Raw genomic sequence first — 16,758 nt, forward strand, 5'->3', positions numbered from 1 at the left:
GGGGTCAGGAGAACCCGCGCGGCAGCACGGTGACGGGGCACGACGACGCCCGCAGCACCTTCATCGCCAGCTCCCCGAGGAACACCCGGTGCGGCTGCGCGTCCTCGCTGGCCGCGCAGACCAGCAGCTCGCCCGACAGCCACTCAATCGCCTCCAGCGCCGCGGTCACGTCGTGCCCCTCGGCGATCTCCGTCTCGGCCTCGATCCCGCTCGACTCCCATGCCAGTCGTACGGCCAGCGCCAGGTCGTCCCCGAGCCGGCCCGGATCGTCCGTACGCAGGTCGAGCGTGATGAGCCGGAGCGGCACGCCGAGCCGGAGCGCGGCCTGCGCGACCCGCTCGACGGCCTCGTCACACTGCGGGCGGTGGACGTAGGCGAGCGTCAGCCGCGAGGGCTCGGCCGGCGCCCGGTAGCCGGCGGGCGTCAGCATCACCGCCTCGGACGACAGGTGGAGCAGGCTGTCGGACGTCGCCCCGATCGAGATGCGCCCGGCCTGCCCGCCGCCCGCCGAGCCGACCACGATCAGATCGGCCTTGATCCGGCCGGCCAGCACCGACAGCCCGCGACCCGCGCCTCTGCTCTCGAACGCGATGTACTCGGCCGGCACCCCGCCGAGCTCCTCCGCCGCGTGCGCCAGGCCGGCCTGCGCCTCGACCGCCAACCCCGGGCTGCCCGGCGGGTAGATGGCGGCCACCGTGAGCTCGCCACCGGTGACTCGGGTGATCGCGGCACCCAGGGCGAGAGCGTCGCGTCCCCCTGACTCGCCGGTATAGCCGACGACCACGTGCTCTCCGATCACGACTACCTCCCTACCCGCTCCCAACTGGGACCACGCGAGCCTGCCGGACCTCTCCCGAGGGCCTTCGGCTCAAGGTCGGGCGATCTTCCGGACCTTTGGCCTTTAGGGGGAGGCGGCGAGTGGTGATCGTTCGTAGGGTTATGTCCATTGCCCGTTCACGGATTGGACACCTGTTGTACCGCGACATCGTCGACTTCGCCCTCTCCACGCCCGCGTGGCTGCACGTTCTCGCCGAGGAGGGCACCGACGCCGGGCTGTTCCTCTTCGCGGCGCTGTTCGCGTTGTGCTGGTGGCGGGCGAGGAACGCGCCGGCGCGCGAGCTGGCCATCACGATCGCCGGACCCGCCGGTGTGGTGTGCGCGTACGTCCTCAGCGAGGTCGTGAAGACCTTCGTCAGGGAGGACCGGCCGTGCCGGGGCGGGATCCCGACGATCGCCGAATGCCCGCCCCCGAGCGACTGGTCGTTCCCGAGCAACCACTCCGTCATCGCCGCCGGCGCCGCCGGGGCGCTCATCCTGGCCTGGCGCGCTCTGGCCTGGGTGGTGCTCCCGCTGGCGGCGGTCATGGCGTTCTCGCGGGTGTTCGTCGGCGTGCACTACCCGCACGACGTCGCCGCGGGTTTCCTCATCGGCTTGGCGCTGGCTCCGCTGTTCACGCTGCTGCTGGTGGGGGCCGTCACGCCGATGGTACGGCTGGCGCGAAGCCGTCTGTCGCCGCAACGAGCCGACTGACGATGCCCGGCTCGGTGGCGGCGTGCCCGGCGTCGTCCACCACCTCGAACCGCGCCTCCGGCCACGCCCTGTGCAGGTCCCAGGCGGTGGCCATGGGCGTGCACACGTCGTAGCGGCCCTGCACGATGACGGCGGGGATGTGGCGGACGCGGTCCACGTTCGCGATCAGCTGCCCGGCTTCGAACCAGCCCAGATGCGTGAAGTAGTGGTTCTCGATCCGCGCGAACGCCAGCGCCATCTTCTCCTCGCCGAACTCGGCGACCAGCTCGGGATCGGGCCGCAACGTGACCGTGCCGCCCTCCCACCGCGCCCACGCCTTGGCCGCGGCCAGCCGCGCCTCGGGATCGTCGCCCTCCAGCCGGGCGCGGAAGGCGGCGATCAGATCGCCGCGCTCCTCGACGGGGATCGGCGCGACGAACGACTCCCACAGGTCGGGGAAGAGCCGGGACGTGCCCTCCTGGTAGAACCAGCCCAGTTCCTCGGGGCGGAGGGTGAAGATGCCGCGCAGCACCAGCTCGGTGGTCCTGTCCGGATGCGTCTGCGCGTACGCCAGGGCCAGCGAGCTGCCCCACGACCCGCCGAACACCTGCCACCTGTCGATGCCCAGGTGCTCGCGCAGCCGTTCCATGTCGGCGACCAGATGCCAGGTGGTGTTGGCCTCCAGCGAGACGCCCGGGTCGCTGGCATGCGGCAGGCTACGACCGCAGTTGCGCTGGTCGAACAGGACGATGCGATACGCCTCCGGGTTCCACTGGCGGCGGTGCTTGGCGCTGCACCCGCCGCCGGGGCCGCCGTGGAGCATGACGGCGGGCTTGCCGTCCGGGTTGCCGCAGACCTCCCAGTAGATCTGGTTACCGTCGCCCACGTCGAGCAGGCCCGAGTCGTAGGGCTCGATGGCGGGATACAGGGTTCTCATGCGCGCTCCTGTGGTTGATTCTTTCCGGAACTTAGCCGATGGGGCCTGCTCTCGCCTGGTGCCGATCACCGAAGATTAGGGTGAGCGTATGGAGCTGGTGACGATTGATGACATCCGGGACGCGGCTCAGCGCATCAAGCCGGTCGCGGTGCGGACCCCGCTGGTGCCCATGGGGGAGGTCTGGGTCAAGCCGGAGAGCCTGCAGCGGGTCGGGTCGTTCAAGATCCGTGGTGCCTACAACGCCGTCGCGTCGCTGCGGCCCGACGGGGTCGTCACCCACTCCTCCGGCAATCACGGCCAGGCGCTGGCGTACGCGGCCAAGCAGTTCGGAGTGCCGTGCGTCGTCGTGGTGCCCGAGGGGACGCCCGAGGTCAAGGCGGCGGCGATCAAGGGGCACGGCGCCGAGCTGGTCGTCGTACCGCCCGAGCAGCGGATCGTCGCGGCCCTCAAGCTGGCCGAGGAGCGGGAGCTCACCATGGTCCCGCCGTACGACCATCCGGCGGTGATCGCCGGGCAGGGCACCATCGGGCTGGAGATCGTCGCGGACCTGCCCGACGTCGAGGTGGTGGTGGTGCCGGTCAGCGGCGGCGGGCTCGCCTCGGGCATCGCCGCGGCCGTCAAGGCGCTGCGGCCGGAGGCGACCGTGCTGGGCGTCGAACCCGAGCTCGCCGCCGACGCGGCCGAGAGCCTGGCGGCCGGCCGCGTGGTGTCCTGGGAGCCGGCCCGGACCTTCCGTACGATCGCCGACGGGTTGCGGGCCGATCTGTCGGAGCTGACGTTCGCGCACCTGCGGGAGCACCTCGACGGCATCGTCACCGTGTCGGAGGACGAGATCCGCCACGCCATGGGCGACCTGGCCCGCTCGGCCCGCCTGGTGGCCGAGCCGAGCGGGGCGGTCACGACGGCGGCCTACCTGTCGGGCCGCGTCCCCGAGGGCCGGACGGTCCTGGTGCTGTCCGGCGGCAACGTCAACCCGGACCTGTTGCGCCAGGTGATCTAGGAGTCCACTCGTGGCGGGCGAGGTCGTCTAGGAAGTCCACTCATGGCGGGCGAGGAACGACCGGTCTCCGGTGGCGTACTCCTGGAAAGCCCGCTGCACCTCCGCCAGCTCGGCCACCATCGTCCGCGCCAGCGCCTCCTCCTTGTACTCCAGCTCGTAGCCGGGGGAGACCTGGATGAAGTGGCGCCCGAAGTTCACCAGCGTGACGAACGGGTTCTGCGGCGACATGGTGGCCAGCACGTCGTGCACCAGCCCGAGGTCCGGATCGTGGACGATCATCCCGTCACCGGTGTGGAGCTGCATGCCCTCGTAGACGCCGAGCGGCGCTACGTTGTGCACGAGATCGCGCTGCGGGTCGTAGCAGACGAGCCCATGGGCCCGCGCGACGGTGAACACCTGGGCCGACATCTCGTCCATGGTGTCGAGGTCCATCGTCACCAGCACATGTCCCGGATAGACCGTGACCACGCCGGGCAGCTCCTTGGCCACCTCAGGCACCTCGCCCGCGACGGGTTCGGTCTTCTTGACCGCCAGGTAGGCGGCCCGCGCCTGATCCCTGCTGATCGGCGCGGACTCGTCCCAGACCATCAACTCAACGCTCACCCGTTCATCTTGTCGGATTGAGCAGCAGTTGGTGGCACTCACCCCCGCACAAGCGGGAACGCCCACCTTCATGACCGCGTCTAGCGCGGCTTCTCGGACTCCGGAACCAGCTCGGCCGTGCAGTGAGCGCATCGGCGCGCCTCGAGGGGGATGTCACTCAGACATTCCGGGCACTGCCGGGTCGTCGCGGCCTCGTGTCTGTCGAACAGGGTGGTCAGCCGGTTCATCGGCAGCACGATCAGCCAGTAGACCACCGCCGCGATGATCAGGAAGGTGAGCAGGTGGTTGAGGAAGTCGCCGTACTTGAACTGGCTCCCGTTGACGGTGAAGGAGTATTCGGCGAAGTTCGGCTGCCTCCCCCCGGTGACCGCCCCGATCAGCGGGGTGACCAGGTCGACGACCAGCGCTTGCACGAGTCCGCTGAAGGTCGCCCCGACGATCACCGCGATCGCCAGCTCGACGATGTTGCCGCGTAACAGGAACTTCTTGAAACCGCCCATGGCTGGGCTAACTGACCAGCAAGCTGGCCGCCAAACCTGGCGTGGCCAGGCTGAGATATAGCCAGAATGAAGCGGGAGCTAGATGTGGTCGAAATCTCCGGCTTTGATTGCTTCCCGGAAGCTGTCCCATTCTGTCCGAGTAAAAGACAGAATGGGACTTTCTGTAGCTTTGCTGTCCCGCACGAGCACCCTGTCGCCTTGGTTTGCGACTTCGACGCAGTTGCCGTTGTTGCACGAGTACCAAGTCGCCTGCTTGGGAGGGCTCATGCGGCATCACCTGCAAGATCGCCAACGGACGCGGTATCAGGCTATCCTAACTCGCCAATCCGGGCATATTTGACTATTGAGTCAAATGGGTTAAAAGAGAATGCATTTCCGTTGCTGGTGCCTCGCAGGTCAGCTCGTCCGCTTGATCCTGTCGGTGAAGTTCAGCCACTCTTCACCAGTGAATTTCAGGATGGGGCTGTCCTGCAGCTTCGTGTCGCGCACTCCGATGTGATCGCCGGGAAGTAGGGCCACTCCGACGCAGCTGCCGTTGTTGCAGTGCGAAGAGGTCTTCCACTCGCTTGTCATCATGCCTCCCGATGGATGTTGACACCCCATTTACGGGGCTTCGCAGGGGGAATAGGTAGGCGATGGTGGGATGCCGAAGATCAGCAGCGCATGGCCTTCTAGCGTTGCCTGCGTTGCCTTCATGGTACGTGACAGCGGCAATTGCCAGTGGCGTTTTGTCGAGTTCAACCCGATTGAGAGGCAAAGTATCGTGCTTGGGTGTTTATGAGCTTGGAGGACTCTGGGGGAGGGAGCGCCATCGCGCGAAGGTGGTCGAGGACTTCTCGGAATCGAAGCAACTGGCTGGGCTTCTCCTGAAAGAGGTGTCCGGCGATCGTCTCCATGAAGACGGTGTCCGAAAGGTGTGCCCCCTCGTCGAACTCCAGCAGCATGAACGCACTGTCGAAGCCCATATGCGCGCCCACCGTAAAGGGAAGCACCTGGATCGTGACATGCGGTAGCTCGGCCGCTTCGCCCAGGCGCTCCAACTGCTCCTTCATGACGTTCGGGCCGCCGATATGGCGGTGGAGCGCGGACTCGTCGAGCAGTACCCAGTAGCGTGGAGCCCCAACCCGGTGCAGCAGGTCCTGTCGCTTCATGCGGATCTCAACCTGCCGCTGGAGAAGGGCGTTATCGATCAGCGGAACGAAGCCTTTGATCACGGCCCTGGCATAGGCGTCCGTCTGGAGCAGGCCCGGAATGGTGGTCGTCTCGTATTCGGAGATCTTGATCGCCTCGTTCTCCAAGCCGATCACCGGCTCAACGTCAATGCCTTCTCCCTGCTGCCACCAGGCCTGCTCGCGCGCACCACGGGCAAGCTCCATCAGCTCGGTCGCGTTGGATACGCCGTAGAGATTGCACAGGTCGCGGACGTCGCGCAGGCTTGCTCGCCGTTGAGCGGTCTCGATACGGCTGATCTTGGCTGGAGAGCAAAGTAGGTGTCCGGCTACATCGGCGATGCTCATGCTGGTCTGGTGGCGCAACTCGCGCAACCGTTTGGCCAGCTGTCTTTGGCGCAGAGTCGGGTTTGCCATGATCCTCCGCCCACCTGCCGGCGCAGAAAGCGATCACTATCGAGGAGACATCGGACGTCACACAAAAGGCTCAGCAAACTGAGGGCCCTGCCTAAGAAGCTCGGCTTCCATGAGGCCGGCTCATCACCTCGCCTCCTGCGTGCCCTCGTACCAAGATCCTACGGTTCGGACGTTGCTAATGGCATTTTAGTAAGGCAAGCGTCACTGTCACGCTTCATTGGCAATTGCCATATGCACATGGCGATGGCAAAGAATGGGGTATATCACGAAAGAAGCGAAGGAAGGGGCAATGGTCGGATGAGAGTGGTTTTGCCCGGTCCGAGAGGAGGGGGCTCACGACGAAGCTGGACCGGTGTAGCCGCACCGGCCCAGCCGCACGATCACCCGCTGCTGTCAGAGCAAAAGGACGATCCACCATGTATCTTAGCAACAGAGCCGTCATTAGGACGGAGCGTAATCCCGTCCGGCGAACGATGGATACCTTGCTCGGCGTCCTTGACGCCTGGGCGTTCGCCGGGCTGGACGCCAGGGCCAGGGCTCAGGGTTGGCAGGTGCGACGACCCGTGCCCCTCGTGAGGGTCTACCGCAATGCCGCCTTCGACCACTACGTCTGCTGCGCTGCCTGCGCTGGTGAGGGCGAGAGCCGATCTCGAGTCTGCGGCGACTGCCTGGGGTCGGGAAGAACGCGGCGATGATGAGCCTTGGTCTGCTCGACGAGCTGAACCGTGCCACCACCCCCATATCACGGCCGAATCCCTTGGTCGTGCTCTGGTGGTGGCGGTATGAGGTCGCGACGGTCATCTGCCTGCCACTCCTCGCGTACCTGATCGTGGCCTCGTTCTGCCCCATCTCCCTGGCGGTCGTAGCCGTGCCCGCCGTGATCGTCCTCTGGCCGCCCGCGCGGTCAGGGGCGTGGGGGCGGATCCGGTGCGTGGTCACCGCGCACCGGATCCGCGTGGGACTCGTCGAGGCGTACGTCGTCAACAGGAGAGGCAAGATCCCGGTCATCGTGTGGTGCGCGCCGGCGCCGTTCGGGGAGCGCGTCTGGCTGTGGTGCCGGGCCGGGACCACGCCTGCCGCCATCGACCAGGGTCGTGAGGTCATCGCGGCCGCCTGCTGGGCCACCGAGGTGGTCGTCCGGCCGCACGCCGGCAGTCCGCACTGGGTGCTGCTCGAAGTCATCCGGCGGGGCCGTTCCTTCCGAACCCTGCCCGAGAAGGCGCGGCATGCCCGAGGCATGCTGTGAACGTGGGTCGCTCCTGATACCGCGCCGTCAGGGGCGGCCCACCGGCGGAAAGCGTGTTAAGCCGTCTGGGGGGAAGGACCTGTGATCAGCCAGGGCCGGATGCCTCCTTCGAGGCTGGGCTTGTCCGGCGAGGCGAGGGAACGGAACATGGGGAAAGACGGCAAGGGAGCCTCGATGATCGAAATCTGGCCGGGAGACCCCTATCCTCTCGGTGCGACATATGACGGGGCCGGCACCAATTTTTCGCTCTATACGGAGGTCGCGGACAAGGTCGAACTGTGCCTGTTCGACGAGGCCAACGTCGAGTCCAGGGTGCCGCTGACCGAGGTCGACGGGTTCATCTGGCACGGCTATCTGCCGGGCATAGGTCCGGGCCAGCGCTACGGCTATCGGGTCCACGGGCCCTACGAGCCGGCGCGCGGGTTGCGGTGCAATCCGGCCAAGCTGCTGCTCGACCCGTACGCGATGGCGATCGAGGGTGGTGTCACCTGGAACGAGGCGGTGTACGGCTACCCTTTCGGGCAGCCCGACGCACGCAATGACGCCGACTCGGCGCCTTATGTCCACCGCTCTATCGTGATAAATCCGTTCTTCGGGTGGGGGCACGACCGGCCGCCCGCCACGCCGTACCACGACACCGTGATCTACGAGGCGCACGTGCGCGGCCTGACGATCAGCAACCCGAAGATCCCCGAGCACCTGCGCGGCACCTACGCCGCGCTCGGCCACCCGGAGATCATCGACCACCTCACCAAGCTCGGCGTGACGGCGCTCGAACTGATGCCCGTCCACCAGTACGTCACCGACGACCTCCTGGAGCAGCGCGGGCTGTCCAACTACTGGGGCTACAACTCGATCGGCTTCTTCGCGCCGCACAACCGCTACTCCAGCCAGGGGCAGCGGGGAGGTCAGGTGCTGGAGTTCAAGGCCATGGTGCGGGCGCTGCACGAGGCGGGGATCGAGGTCATCCTCGACGTCGTCTACAACCACACGGCCGAGGGCAACCACCTCGGGCCGACGCTGTCCCTCAGAGGCATCGACAACCCCGACTACTACCGGCTGGTCGACGGCGACAAGCGTTACTACCTGGACACCACGGGCACCGGCAACAGCCTGCTCATGCGCTCGCCCCACGCGCTTCAGATGATCATGGACTCGCTCCGCTACTGGGTCATCGAGATGCACGTCGACGGGTTCCGCTTCGACCTGGCCTCGACCCTGGCCCGTGAGCTGCACGAGGTCGACCGGCTGAGCTCCTTCTTCGACCTGGTCCAGCAGGACCCGGTGCTGTCGCAGGTCAAGCTCATCGCCGAGCCGTGGGACCTCGGGCCGGGCGGCTACCAGGTCGGCAACTTCCCCTCACGATGGACCGAGTGGAACGGCCGCTACCGCGACACCATCCGCGACCTGTGGCGCGGGCAGCCCGCGACGCTGCCCGAGTTCGGCTCCAGGTTCACCGGCTCCAGCGACCTCTACCTGGACGACAGCCGCCGTCCCGCCGCCTCGATCAACTTCGTCACCTGTCACGACGGTTTCACCCTCCAGGACCTGGTCTCGTACGACGTCAAGCACAACGAGGCCAACAAGGAGGGCAACCGCGACGGCACCGACGACAACCGGTCCTGGAACTGCGGCGCGGAGGGCCCGGCGGGCCTGGCCATCGAGTCGCTGCGCGAGCAGCAGAAGCGCAACTTCCTGACCACGCTCTTCCTGTCGCAGGGCGTGCCGATGCTGTCCCACGGCGACGAGCTGGGCCGCACCCAGCACGGCAACAACAACGGCTACTGCCAGGACAACGAGCTGACCTGGGTCGACTGGTCCGACGTCAGGGAGAACTGGCTGCTGCTGGAGTTCACGCAGCGGCTGGCCGCGCTGCGCAAGAAGCATCCGGTCTTCCGGCGCAGGCGCTTCTTCTACGGCAAGCCGGTGCGCGGCCTGAACGACATCGCCTGGCTCACGCCGTCGGGGGAGGAGATGACCGACAGCGATTGGAACGTCGGCTACGCCAAGTCGCTGGCCGTCTTCCTCAACGGCGAGGCCATCACCGAGCCCGACCGGCGCGGGCGGCCGATCAGGGATGACTCGTTCCTGCTGCTGTTCAACGCCCACCACGACATGATCACGTTCACGGTCCCCAAGGACTACGGCGAGATGTGGCAGACCGAGATCGACACCGCCATGCCGATCATCCTCGACGTCCGGATGTGCCGAGCCGGGGAAGGGGTCGCGGTGCCTGGTCGCAGCGTACGGGTGCTCCGTCGTGTCTAGGCCGGTCTCGACCTATCGGGTCCAGCTGACGCCCGACTTCGGGTTCGCCCAGGTGGGGAAGATCGCCGCGTATCTGCGGGATCTGGGGGTCAGCCATGTGTACCTGTCGCCGATCCTGCAAGCGACGCCCGGCTCGCTGCACGGCTACGACGTCACGGACCACTCCCGGATCAGGGCCGAGTTCGGCGGCGCCAAGGGGTTTCGCGAGATGGCCGAGCAGCTGGCCGCACAGGATCTCGGCATCGTCCTAGACATCGTGCCCAACCACATGAACACGACCAACGCCCAGCTCTGGTCCGTACTCGCCGAAGGGTCCGCCTCCCCGTACGCCGCCTGGTTCGACATCGACTGGGACGGCGGGAAGGTGGCGCTGCCGGTGCTCGGCGACGGCGTCGAGCCGGTGGTCGACGGCGACGTGCTGCGCTACCACGAGCACGTGTTCCCCCACCCCGGGCACTACCGGCTGGTCGACTGGCGTCAGGGGCCGGGCTACCGGCGCTTCTTCGACGTGTCGACGCTGATCGGGCTGCGGGTCGAGGACCCGGCGGTGCTCTTCGCCACGCACGAGGTGATCTTCTGGCTGCTCGACGAGGGCCTGGTCGACGGGCTGCGCGTCGACCATCCGGACGGGCTGGCCGATCCGCGCGGCTACCTCGAACACCTGCGCGCCAGGTCCGGCGGCGCCTGGACGGTCGTGGAGAAGATCCTGATCGGCGACGAGCGGCTGCCCGAGGACTGGGACTGCGAGGGCACCACCGGCTACGAGGTGCTGAACCGGGTCAACGGCCTGTTCGTCGACCCGGCCGGTGAGGCGCCGCTGGTCGAGCTGTTCACCCGGCTCACCGGCCTGCCCGGCGATTTCCGGCCGGTGGTGGCGGAGGCCAAGCGCGAGGTCATCGAGCTGTTCTTCGGCGCCGAGGTGCGCCGGCTGGCCCGCGCCGCCGGGTGCCCGCCGTCCGCCGTCGCCGAGCTGCTCGCGGCGATGCCGGTGTACCGGGCGTACGTGGTGCCGGGCGAGCCGCCGCCCCCCGCATCGGTGGAGATCGTCGAGCGCGCCGCCGACGCGTGCTCACCCGCCGTGCAACCGTTCGTCCAGCAGGTCCTGTACGGTCCGGCCGACGTGATCACGCGTTTCCAGCAGACCTGCGGGCCGGTGATGGCCAAGGGGGTCGAGGACACGGCGCTGTACCGGTGGTTCCCCCTGGCGTGTCTGAACGAGGTCGGCGGCGATCCGGACCTGTTCGGCGTCTCCGTGACGGACTTCCACGCGTTCTGCCGTGATCTGCGGCCGTACACGATGACCACGCTGTCCACGCACGACACCAAGCGGTCGGAGGACGTACGCGCCCGGCTGTCCGTACTGTCGGAACTGCCCAGTGAGTGGGCGGACGCGGTGGCGGAATGGTCGGCGGCGGTGAGCTTCGATCCGCGGCTCGACTACCTGGCCTGGCAGAACCTGATGGCGGCCTGGCCGATCTCCGCCGAACGGTTCGCCGAATACCTGCTCAAGGCGGCGCGGGAGGCGAAGACCTCCATCTCCTGGATAAATCCGGACCCGGGGTACGAACAGCGGCTTCGCGACTTCGCGGCCGCGGCCGTGAAGCTGCCGGTGGGCGAGTTCACCGAGCGCATCGACGCCTTCGCCATGGCCAACTCGCTCGGGGCCAAGCTCGTCCAGCTGATGATGCCGGGGGTGCCGGACGTCTACCAGGGCAATGAGATGACCGATTTCTCGCTGGTCGACCCGGACAACCGGCGGCCGGTGGCGTTCGGGCGGTCGCCGGTGTCGCGCTGGGACGCGGCCAAGCTCGCGGTGACGACCCAGGCGCTGCGGCTGCGCCGCCGGCTCGATCCTGCGGCACCGTACACACCGCTCCTGGCGGAAGGGGAGGCGGCGGAGCACGCGATCGCCTTCGCCCGCGGTGACGACCCGCCGCGCGCGGTCGCGGTCGCCACGCGGCTGCCCGTCCGCCTCGCCCGCCGCGCCTCTGGAGTACGGACCGCGGACGCGCAGACCCCGGATGTACGGGCTGGGGAGCGGGAGATGCGCCTCGGCTGGGGCGGCACCACGCTGACCCTCCCGACCGGCACCTGGCGCGAACTGCTGACCGGCGGCGTCTACACCGGCCGCGTTCCCCTCGCTCACCTGCTCGCCCGATACCCCGTCGCGCTGCTGGAGAGACATGATCTTTGAGGTGTGGGCTCCGAATGCCACGACCGTGGAGGTCGACCTGGACGGCGTCCTCGACGGACGCCGCGCGATGACCGCCGGTGAGGGCGGCTGGTGGGCGGCCGATCTACCCGAGGCCGGGCATGGGACCCGTTACCGGTACGTACTCGACGGCGAAGGCCCCTACCCCGACCCCCGCTCCCGCCGCCAGCCCGATGGCGTCTTCGGGCCCAGCGCCGTCTACGACCACGCGCGCTACACGTGGGCCGACCACGAGTGGACCGGCCGTGACCTGCGCGGCTCGGTGATCTACGAGCTGCACATCGGCACCTTCACCCAGGCCGGCACGTTCGAGGCGGCCATCGAGAAGCTGCCGCATCTCGTCGAGCTGTGCGTGGACTTCGTGGAGGTCATGCCGGTGGCCCCGGTGCCCGGGGGGCGCAACTGGGGCTATGACGGGGTGGACCTGTACGCGGTCAACGAGACGTACGGCGGCCCCGACGGGCTCAAGTCGTTCGTCGACGCCTGCCATCGCGCCGGCATCGGCGTGCTGCTCGACGTCGTCTACAACCACCTGGGGCCGTCGGGCAACTTCCTGCACCCCTTCGGGCCCTACTTCGCCGGATTCACCGGGAGCTACTGGGGCGAGGCGGTCAATCTCGACGGGCCGGGATCCGACGAGGTACGCCGCTACTTCATCGAGAACGCCCTGCAGTGGCTGCGCGACTATCACATCGACGGCCTGCGGCTCGACGCCGTGCACGCGCTGCACGACAAGCGCGCCACGCACCTGCTGGCCGAGCTGTCGGACCAGGTGGACGCGCTGTCCTGCGCGGTGGGCAGGCCGCTGTCGCTCATCGCCGAATCCGACCTCAACGACCCGTCCATGGTCCGCTCCCTCGACGCGGGCGGGCTGGGAATGACCGCGCAGTGGGACGACGACGTCCACCACGCGCTGCACTGCGCGGTGAGCGGCGAGAGCCACGGCTACTACGCCGACTTCACCGACCTGTCCTCGCTGGCCAAGGCGCTGACCCGGGGTGTCGTACACGATGGCGGCTGGTCGAGCTTCCGCGGCCGTACGCATGGGGCGCCGTTCGCCGGGGTGCCCGGCCACCGGCTCGTCGCCTGCCTGCAGAACCACGACCAGATCGGCAACCGGCCGCTGGGCGACCGGCTGCCCGTCTCCGCGCTCAAACTCGGCGCCGGGCTGCTGCTGACCTCGCCGTTCACCCCGATGCTGTTCATGGGGGAGGAGTGGGGGGCCGGCACGCCGTTCCTGTTCTTCTCCGACCACGTCGACCCGCAGTTGCGGGAGAGCGAAGGCGGGCGCAGGGAGCAGGAGTTCGACGGCTTCGGATACGCCTGGGACGCTCCCGACCCGTCGCGTGAGGAGACGTTCCTGCGCTCCAAGCTCGACTGGGACGAGGTGAAACAGGAGGTCCACTGGTCGCTGCTCTGCTGGTACCGCGACCTGATCGCCCTGCGCAAGGCGCTGCCCGAGCTGTCCGACCCGCATTTCGGCAGCGTCCGGGTGGAGTTCGATCCGGACGGGAAGTGGCTGGTGATGTGGCGGGGCTCGGTCTGCGTCACGGTCAACTTCGGTGCGGACTCGGTGACGTTGCCGGTGTCGGTGGGGGCGGCTCTGCTGGCGTCTGATGAGCCGGTCGCCGGGGGTGGAGATGGGGTTTGGCTGCCTGGGCAGAGCATGGCGATCTTCAGGTCTCCCAGTGGCCAGAAGAGTGGATCTGGATCACCTGCCTGACCATCCTGAAGAGCGGATCTGGATCACTCGGCTGGGCCTTCAGAGGAGTGGGGGTGGGCCACCTGACTGGCCCTTCAGGGGGCGGGTGTGGGTCACCCGTCTTGGTTTTCGGCGGCGGGCCTGGGTCGCTCGTCTGCACCTCCAGAGGAGCGGACTTGGATCATCGTTCTGAACATCGCTGGTCGGTTTGGCATTAGTCCGGCGGCCTGCAGGAGCTCAACGGATGCCGGATGGCGATGGCGGATGTCGGGTGTTCTTTGCCCATAGCCCCAGCTCCATCTGCCAAAACTTATCCCCAGAACGCCGTTCGCCTCCACGCCTCCACCTCCCGATCGCCGATCCTGGTGCCCCACAGCACCCCCGGAGGCTCAAATGAAGATCACTCTCCCCCTGCCTGCCCGTCTGACGTCCCACTTCGTCATCCCCGTCGAGCGCATCCCTTTCGACATCGAGTCGTTCGTGCCATGGCGGGTCGGCAGGCCGTACAGACGGGCGGTGAGCGCGGCCCTGGGCAGCCCGCTCCTGACCATCACCCATCACCGCTCCCCCTGGAGACCGGCCGGTGTCACGCTCGCGATCGAGGAGCGCCACCTGCTCCGCCGAGCCCAGCAGCACGTCGTGGTCTCCTCGACAGCACCTCCGCACGCGCTGCCCACCAGCATCCAGGTGGCCCGCGCGGCGGCGCGCGCGGTGGCGCAGGAGTGCGAGGGGCTGGTCATAGATCCGCTGACCGGCATCACACTGCTCACCTGCGATCGACACACCGACACCCCGACCACTCCCTCGCCCCAACACGGCTTCAGCGGCTTCCAACCGACATCTGGTCCGGCGCCTGGGCGGACCTCTAATCCGGTGCACGGGCCGGTAGCTGGTTCGATGCCCGGGCGAGTAGCCGACCCGACCTCTAGTCCAACCTCTGGCCCGACCCCCGGTCCGGCGCCTGGGCGGGTGGCGGGCCCGACCTCTGGCCAGGTGTCTGGTCCGGTGTCCGGATCGGCCTCTGGGCCGCTCCCCGAATCGGTCTCTAGGCTGGTATCTGGGCCGGTGTCCGAGCCGGTAGCCGGACCGACGCCCGGCTCGGTATCCAGGTCGGTGTCCGGACCGATCTCTGGATCGGCGTCCGGGTCGGTCTCTGAGTTGGCATCTGGGCCGGTATCCAGGTCGGCCTATAGGTCGCTGTCCGGATCGGCTTTCGGGTCCGTCGTCGGCGGACCGGGGTCCCGGGCGGTCGGTGGTCGGCGAGGAGACGACCCGGCTGCCTTTCCGGCAATCGGCGAGTCGCCCGTGTTCCGGCTGGCCGACGACTGGCTGGGCTGGGACGTGCAGGTGCACGGGGACGCCACCTGCCCGCCGTGGGATCCGGCTGACACCGGCGCCTGCGACTGTCTGCGCGTCACCTCCCGGGGACTGCGTCGCTTCGCCCTGCCCGAGATCACCTTGGACGGCGCAGCCTGCGCCCACAGCCTGTGCGCCACGAGTCTGCTCCGCAGAGTGGCACACCACCTCGTCACCGATCACCTGGCCTTCGTCGCGACCCACCCGGACGCCACCGAGCGCTCGATCGACGACCACGTACAAATAGCGACCTCAGCCGGGCACGGCGGCTCGCCATTCACCGTCCACCTCACCCCCTGCGACACCGACCCGACCAGCCACGGCCGCATCGGCCGCATCGGCCGGCTCAAGGTCGCCCCGGTTCCAGGCGCGGGCCAGGTCGCCTACCTCAGGGCCGACCCACCCCCTGGCACAGGCCAGGTCACCCACCTCAAGGTGGGCCCACCGTCGACCTTCGTCGGCTCCCTCAACGACTGGCTGTGCGCCACCCACCGCACCGCCCACGACATGCCGGCCGTCATCGGCTGCGATCTGACAGACCCGTCCCCAGCTCTCGTGGCATAAACCGGCCCACACCTCTCAGGAGGAACCCCGGCATGCGACGTGTCGGCCGTCACCGGCGGCGACCAGACGGACTCGTCCCCACCCTGTGGTGTGGCATAAACCGGCCCACAGGAACCCCGGCATGCGACGTGTGGGCGGTTATCAGCAGTGACCAGATGGACCCGACTCTCAGCCCCTGGCTGTGTGAACCGGCCCACACCCCAACCGGCCCACACCCAACCGGCTCACACCCCAACCGGCCCACACCCCCAGGAGGAACCCCATATGGTCGCCATTCGTAGAACCCATGTGGACGCTTTCGAAGACGTTGACCGTAAATTACGTGAGTCACGCGAGCAGATTCGCCGATTCGACCACCTGACCACCCGGCGGCAGGCGACAGCCGACCAGATCCGGGAGGTCACCAAGGTGACCGACTGGCTGGAGACACAACTGGCCAAAGAGCAGCACGACGTCGCCCGCCTGGAAGGCAGGCTCGGCGGCTTCCTGGCCGTACTCGCGACCCCAGTCGCGGGCTCCAAGGAGGACCGGCTGGCCAGGGAACGAGCCGAAGCCGAGGCCGCATGGGAGCGGCTGCACGGCCAGCGGAGGCGGCTCGACGATCTGACCGCCGACCTGGAGGACACCGACCGCGAGCTGGCCTCGATCGCGGGGGCACACCAGGCGTACGAGAAACTGCTGGCCGACAAGGAGCGGCTCCTGATCGGGCTGGGCAACGAACGCGGTCAGAAGCTGCTCGGCACATCGAAGAAGCTGGCCGACACGCAAGCCGACATCAGGGAACACCTTGAAGCCTGGCAAGCAGGCAAGGCCGCGGGCGAGGCGCTGGGCATCGTCCTGGCGCTGCTGAACAAGGCGCGCGGCGCGTCGACCTGGGACATGCTCGGCGGCGGTGTGCTGGCCGACGTGATCGAACACGGCCACCTGTCGAGCGCGGACCAGGCAGCCTGGCACGCCCAGCGAGCGCTCGACGTCTTCTCCCGCGAACTGGCGGACATCGGGTGGGTCGCCGAACTCCAGATGCCCAAGGTGGACACGCGGTGGTTCGTGGACTCGTTCTTCGACAACATCATCACTGACGCGCTCCAACACCAGCGCATCAACAAGACGCGCGACGCGGTGGCCTCGATCTCCCAATGGGTCGTCGAGACCGTACAGGCATTGGCCGGTCGCACCACGCAACTGGAAGCCCAGCACAGAGCACTGCTGGCGACGCGAGAGCAACTCCTCGCCGGCTGACCCTCTGGCAAGGGCCGGGGGATGGCCGGAGGGGCG

At 68.0% G+C, this 16,758-nt stretch carries 16 protein-coding genes; 8 read left to right on the forward strand and 8 right to left on the reverse strand.

All coding sequences use genetic code 11. From position 1 onward, the window contains the following. Nucleotides 1-4: 4 nt before the first annotated feature. Nucleotides 5-799: a universal stress protein gene (locus LDL49_RS07945; protein WP_225290283.1), complete on the reverse strand. Its 795-nt coding sequence runs from the start codon at nt 797-799 to the stop codon at nt 5-7. 173 nt (nt 800-972) lie between these two features. On the opposite strand from LDL49_RS07945, the gene LDL49_RS07950 reads away from it, so the two are divergent. Beyond that, nucleotides 973-1,530, forward strand: a complete 558-nt coding sequence (locus LDL49_RS07950) for a phosphatase PAP2 family protein (RefSeq protein ID WP_225290284.1) — start codon at nt 973-975, stop codon at nt 1,528-1,530. Here the strand turns inward: LDL49_RS07950 and pip are convergent. Then, nucleotides 1,475-2,446: a prolyl aminopeptidase gene (gene pip / locus LDL49_RS07955; RefSeq protein ID WP_225290285.1), complete on the reverse strand. Its 972-nt coding sequence runs from the start codon at nt 2,444-2,446 to the stop codon at nt 1,475-1,477. The genes LDL49_RS07950 and pip overlap by 56 nt on opposite strands. Nucleotides 2,447-2,534: 88 nt before the next feature. Here pip and LDL49_RS07960 point away from each other — a divergent pair, with 88 nt between their 5' ends. Beyond that, nucleotides 2,535-3,446: a threonine ammonia-lyase gene (locus LDL49_RS07960; protein WP_225290286.1), complete on the forward strand. Its 912-nt coding sequence runs from the start codon at nt 2,535-2,537 to the stop codon at nt 3,444-3,446. 27 nt (nt 3,447-3,473) lie between these two features. On the opposite strand, the gene LDL49_RS07965 is transcribed toward LDL49_RS07960, so the two are convergent. From LDL49_RS07965 to LDL49_RS07985, 5 genes are all read right to left on the reverse strand, one after another. Beyond that, nucleotides 3,474-4,049, reverse strand: a complete 576-nt coding sequence (locus LDL49_RS07965) for a hypothetical protein (RefSeq protein WP_225290287.1) — start codon at nt 4,047-4,049, stop codon at nt 3,474-3,476. 80 nt (nt 4,050-4,129) lie between these two features. Beyond that, nucleotides 4,130-4,549 (reverse strand): large conductance mechanosensitive channel protein MscL, encoded by a 420-nt coding sequence (mscL, locus tag LDL49_RS07970; protein WP_225290288.1) that lies wholly within the window; start codon nt 4,547-4,549, stop codon nt 4,130-4,132. 78 nt (nt 4,550-4,627) lie between these two features. Beyond that, nucleotides 4,628-4,816, reverse strand: coding sequence for a DUF397 domain-containing protein (locus tag LDL49_RS07975; protein ID WP_225290289.1), 189 nt, complete (start codon nt 4,814-4,816; stop codon nt 4,628-4,630). Between the two features lie 129 nt (nt 4,817-4,945). Further along, nucleotides 4,946-5,125 (reverse strand): DUF397 domain-containing protein, encoded by a 180-nt coding sequence (locus tag LDL49_RS07980; protein ID WP_225290290.1) that lies wholly within the window; start codon nt 5,123-5,125, stop codon nt 4,946-4,948. 161 nt (nt 5,126-5,286) lie between these two features. Continuing rightward, nucleotides 5,287-6,135: a helix-turn-helix domain-containing protein gene (locus LDL49_RS07985; protein WP_225290291.1), complete on the reverse strand. Its 849-nt coding sequence runs from the start codon at nt 6,133-6,135 to the stop codon at nt 5,287-5,289. Nucleotides 6,136-6,826: 691 nt separating this feature from the next. Between LDL49_RS07985 and LDL49_RS07990 the strand changes: the two genes are divergently transcribed. From LDL49_RS07990 to treZ, 4 genes are all read left to right on the forward strand, one after another. Beyond that, the gene (locus LDL49_RS07990) at nt 6,827-7,381 is read left to right on the forward strand and encodes a hypothetical protein (RefSeq protein WP_225290292.1); all 555 of its coding nucleotides are present in this window, start codon (nt 6,827-6,829) and stop codon (nt 7,379-7,381) included. Between the two features lie 174 nt (nt 7,382-7,555). Beyond that, nucleotides 7,556-9,649, forward strand: a complete 2,094-nt coding sequence (gene glgX / locus LDL49_RS07995) for a glycogen debranching protein GlgX (protein WP_225290293.1) — start codon at nt 7,556-7,558, stop codon at nt 9,647-9,649. Next, nucleotides 9,642-11,843: a malto-oligosyltrehalose synthase gene (treY, locus tag LDL49_RS08000; RefSeq protein WP_225290294.1), complete on the forward strand. Its 2,202-nt coding sequence runs from the start codon at nt 9,642-9,644 to the stop codon at nt 11,841-11,843. The genes glgX and treY overlap by 8 nt, the downstream gene beginning before the upstream one ends. 1 nt (nt 11,844) lies before the next feature. Further along, entirely contained in the window at nt 11,845-13,584 is a 1,740-nt protein-coding gene (gene treZ, locus LDL49_RS08005) for a malto-oligosyltrehalose trehalohydrolase (RefSeq protein WP_308016091.1), read from the forward strand. Between the two features lie 536 nt (nt 13,585-14,120). Here the strand turns inward: treZ and LDL49_RS08010 are convergent. Further along, nucleotides 14,121-14,303, reverse strand: coding sequence for a hypothetical protein (locus LDL49_RS08010; RefSeq protein WP_225290296.1), 183 nt, complete (start codon nt 14,301-14,303; stop codon nt 14,121-14,123). 565 nt (nt 14,304-14,868) lie between these two features. On the opposite strand from LDL49_RS08010, the gene LDL49_RS08015 reads away from it, so the two are divergent. Together LDL49_RS08015 and LDL49_RS08020 are read left to right on the forward strand one after the other, a co-directional pair. Then, a complete protein-coding gene (locus tag LDL49_RS08015; RefSeq protein WP_225290297.1) occupies nt 14,869-15,483 on the forward strand; it encodes a hypothetical protein in 615 nt (204 codons plus the stop codon). Nucleotides 15,484-15,771: 288 nt separating this feature from the next. Further along, nucleotides 15,772-16,722, forward strand: a complete 951-nt coding sequence (locus LDL49_RS08020) for a hypothetical protein (protein WP_225290298.1) — start codon at nt 15,772-15,774, stop codon at nt 16,720-16,722. The last annotated feature ends 36 nt before the right edge of the window (nt 16,723-16,758 follow it).

The sequence above is a fragment of the Nonomuraea aurantiaca genome (assembly GCF_020215705.1).
GTDB classification, from domain to species: Bacteria; Actinomycetota; Actinomycetes; order Streptosporangiales; family Streptosporangiaceae; genus Nonomuraea; species Nonomuraea aurantiaca.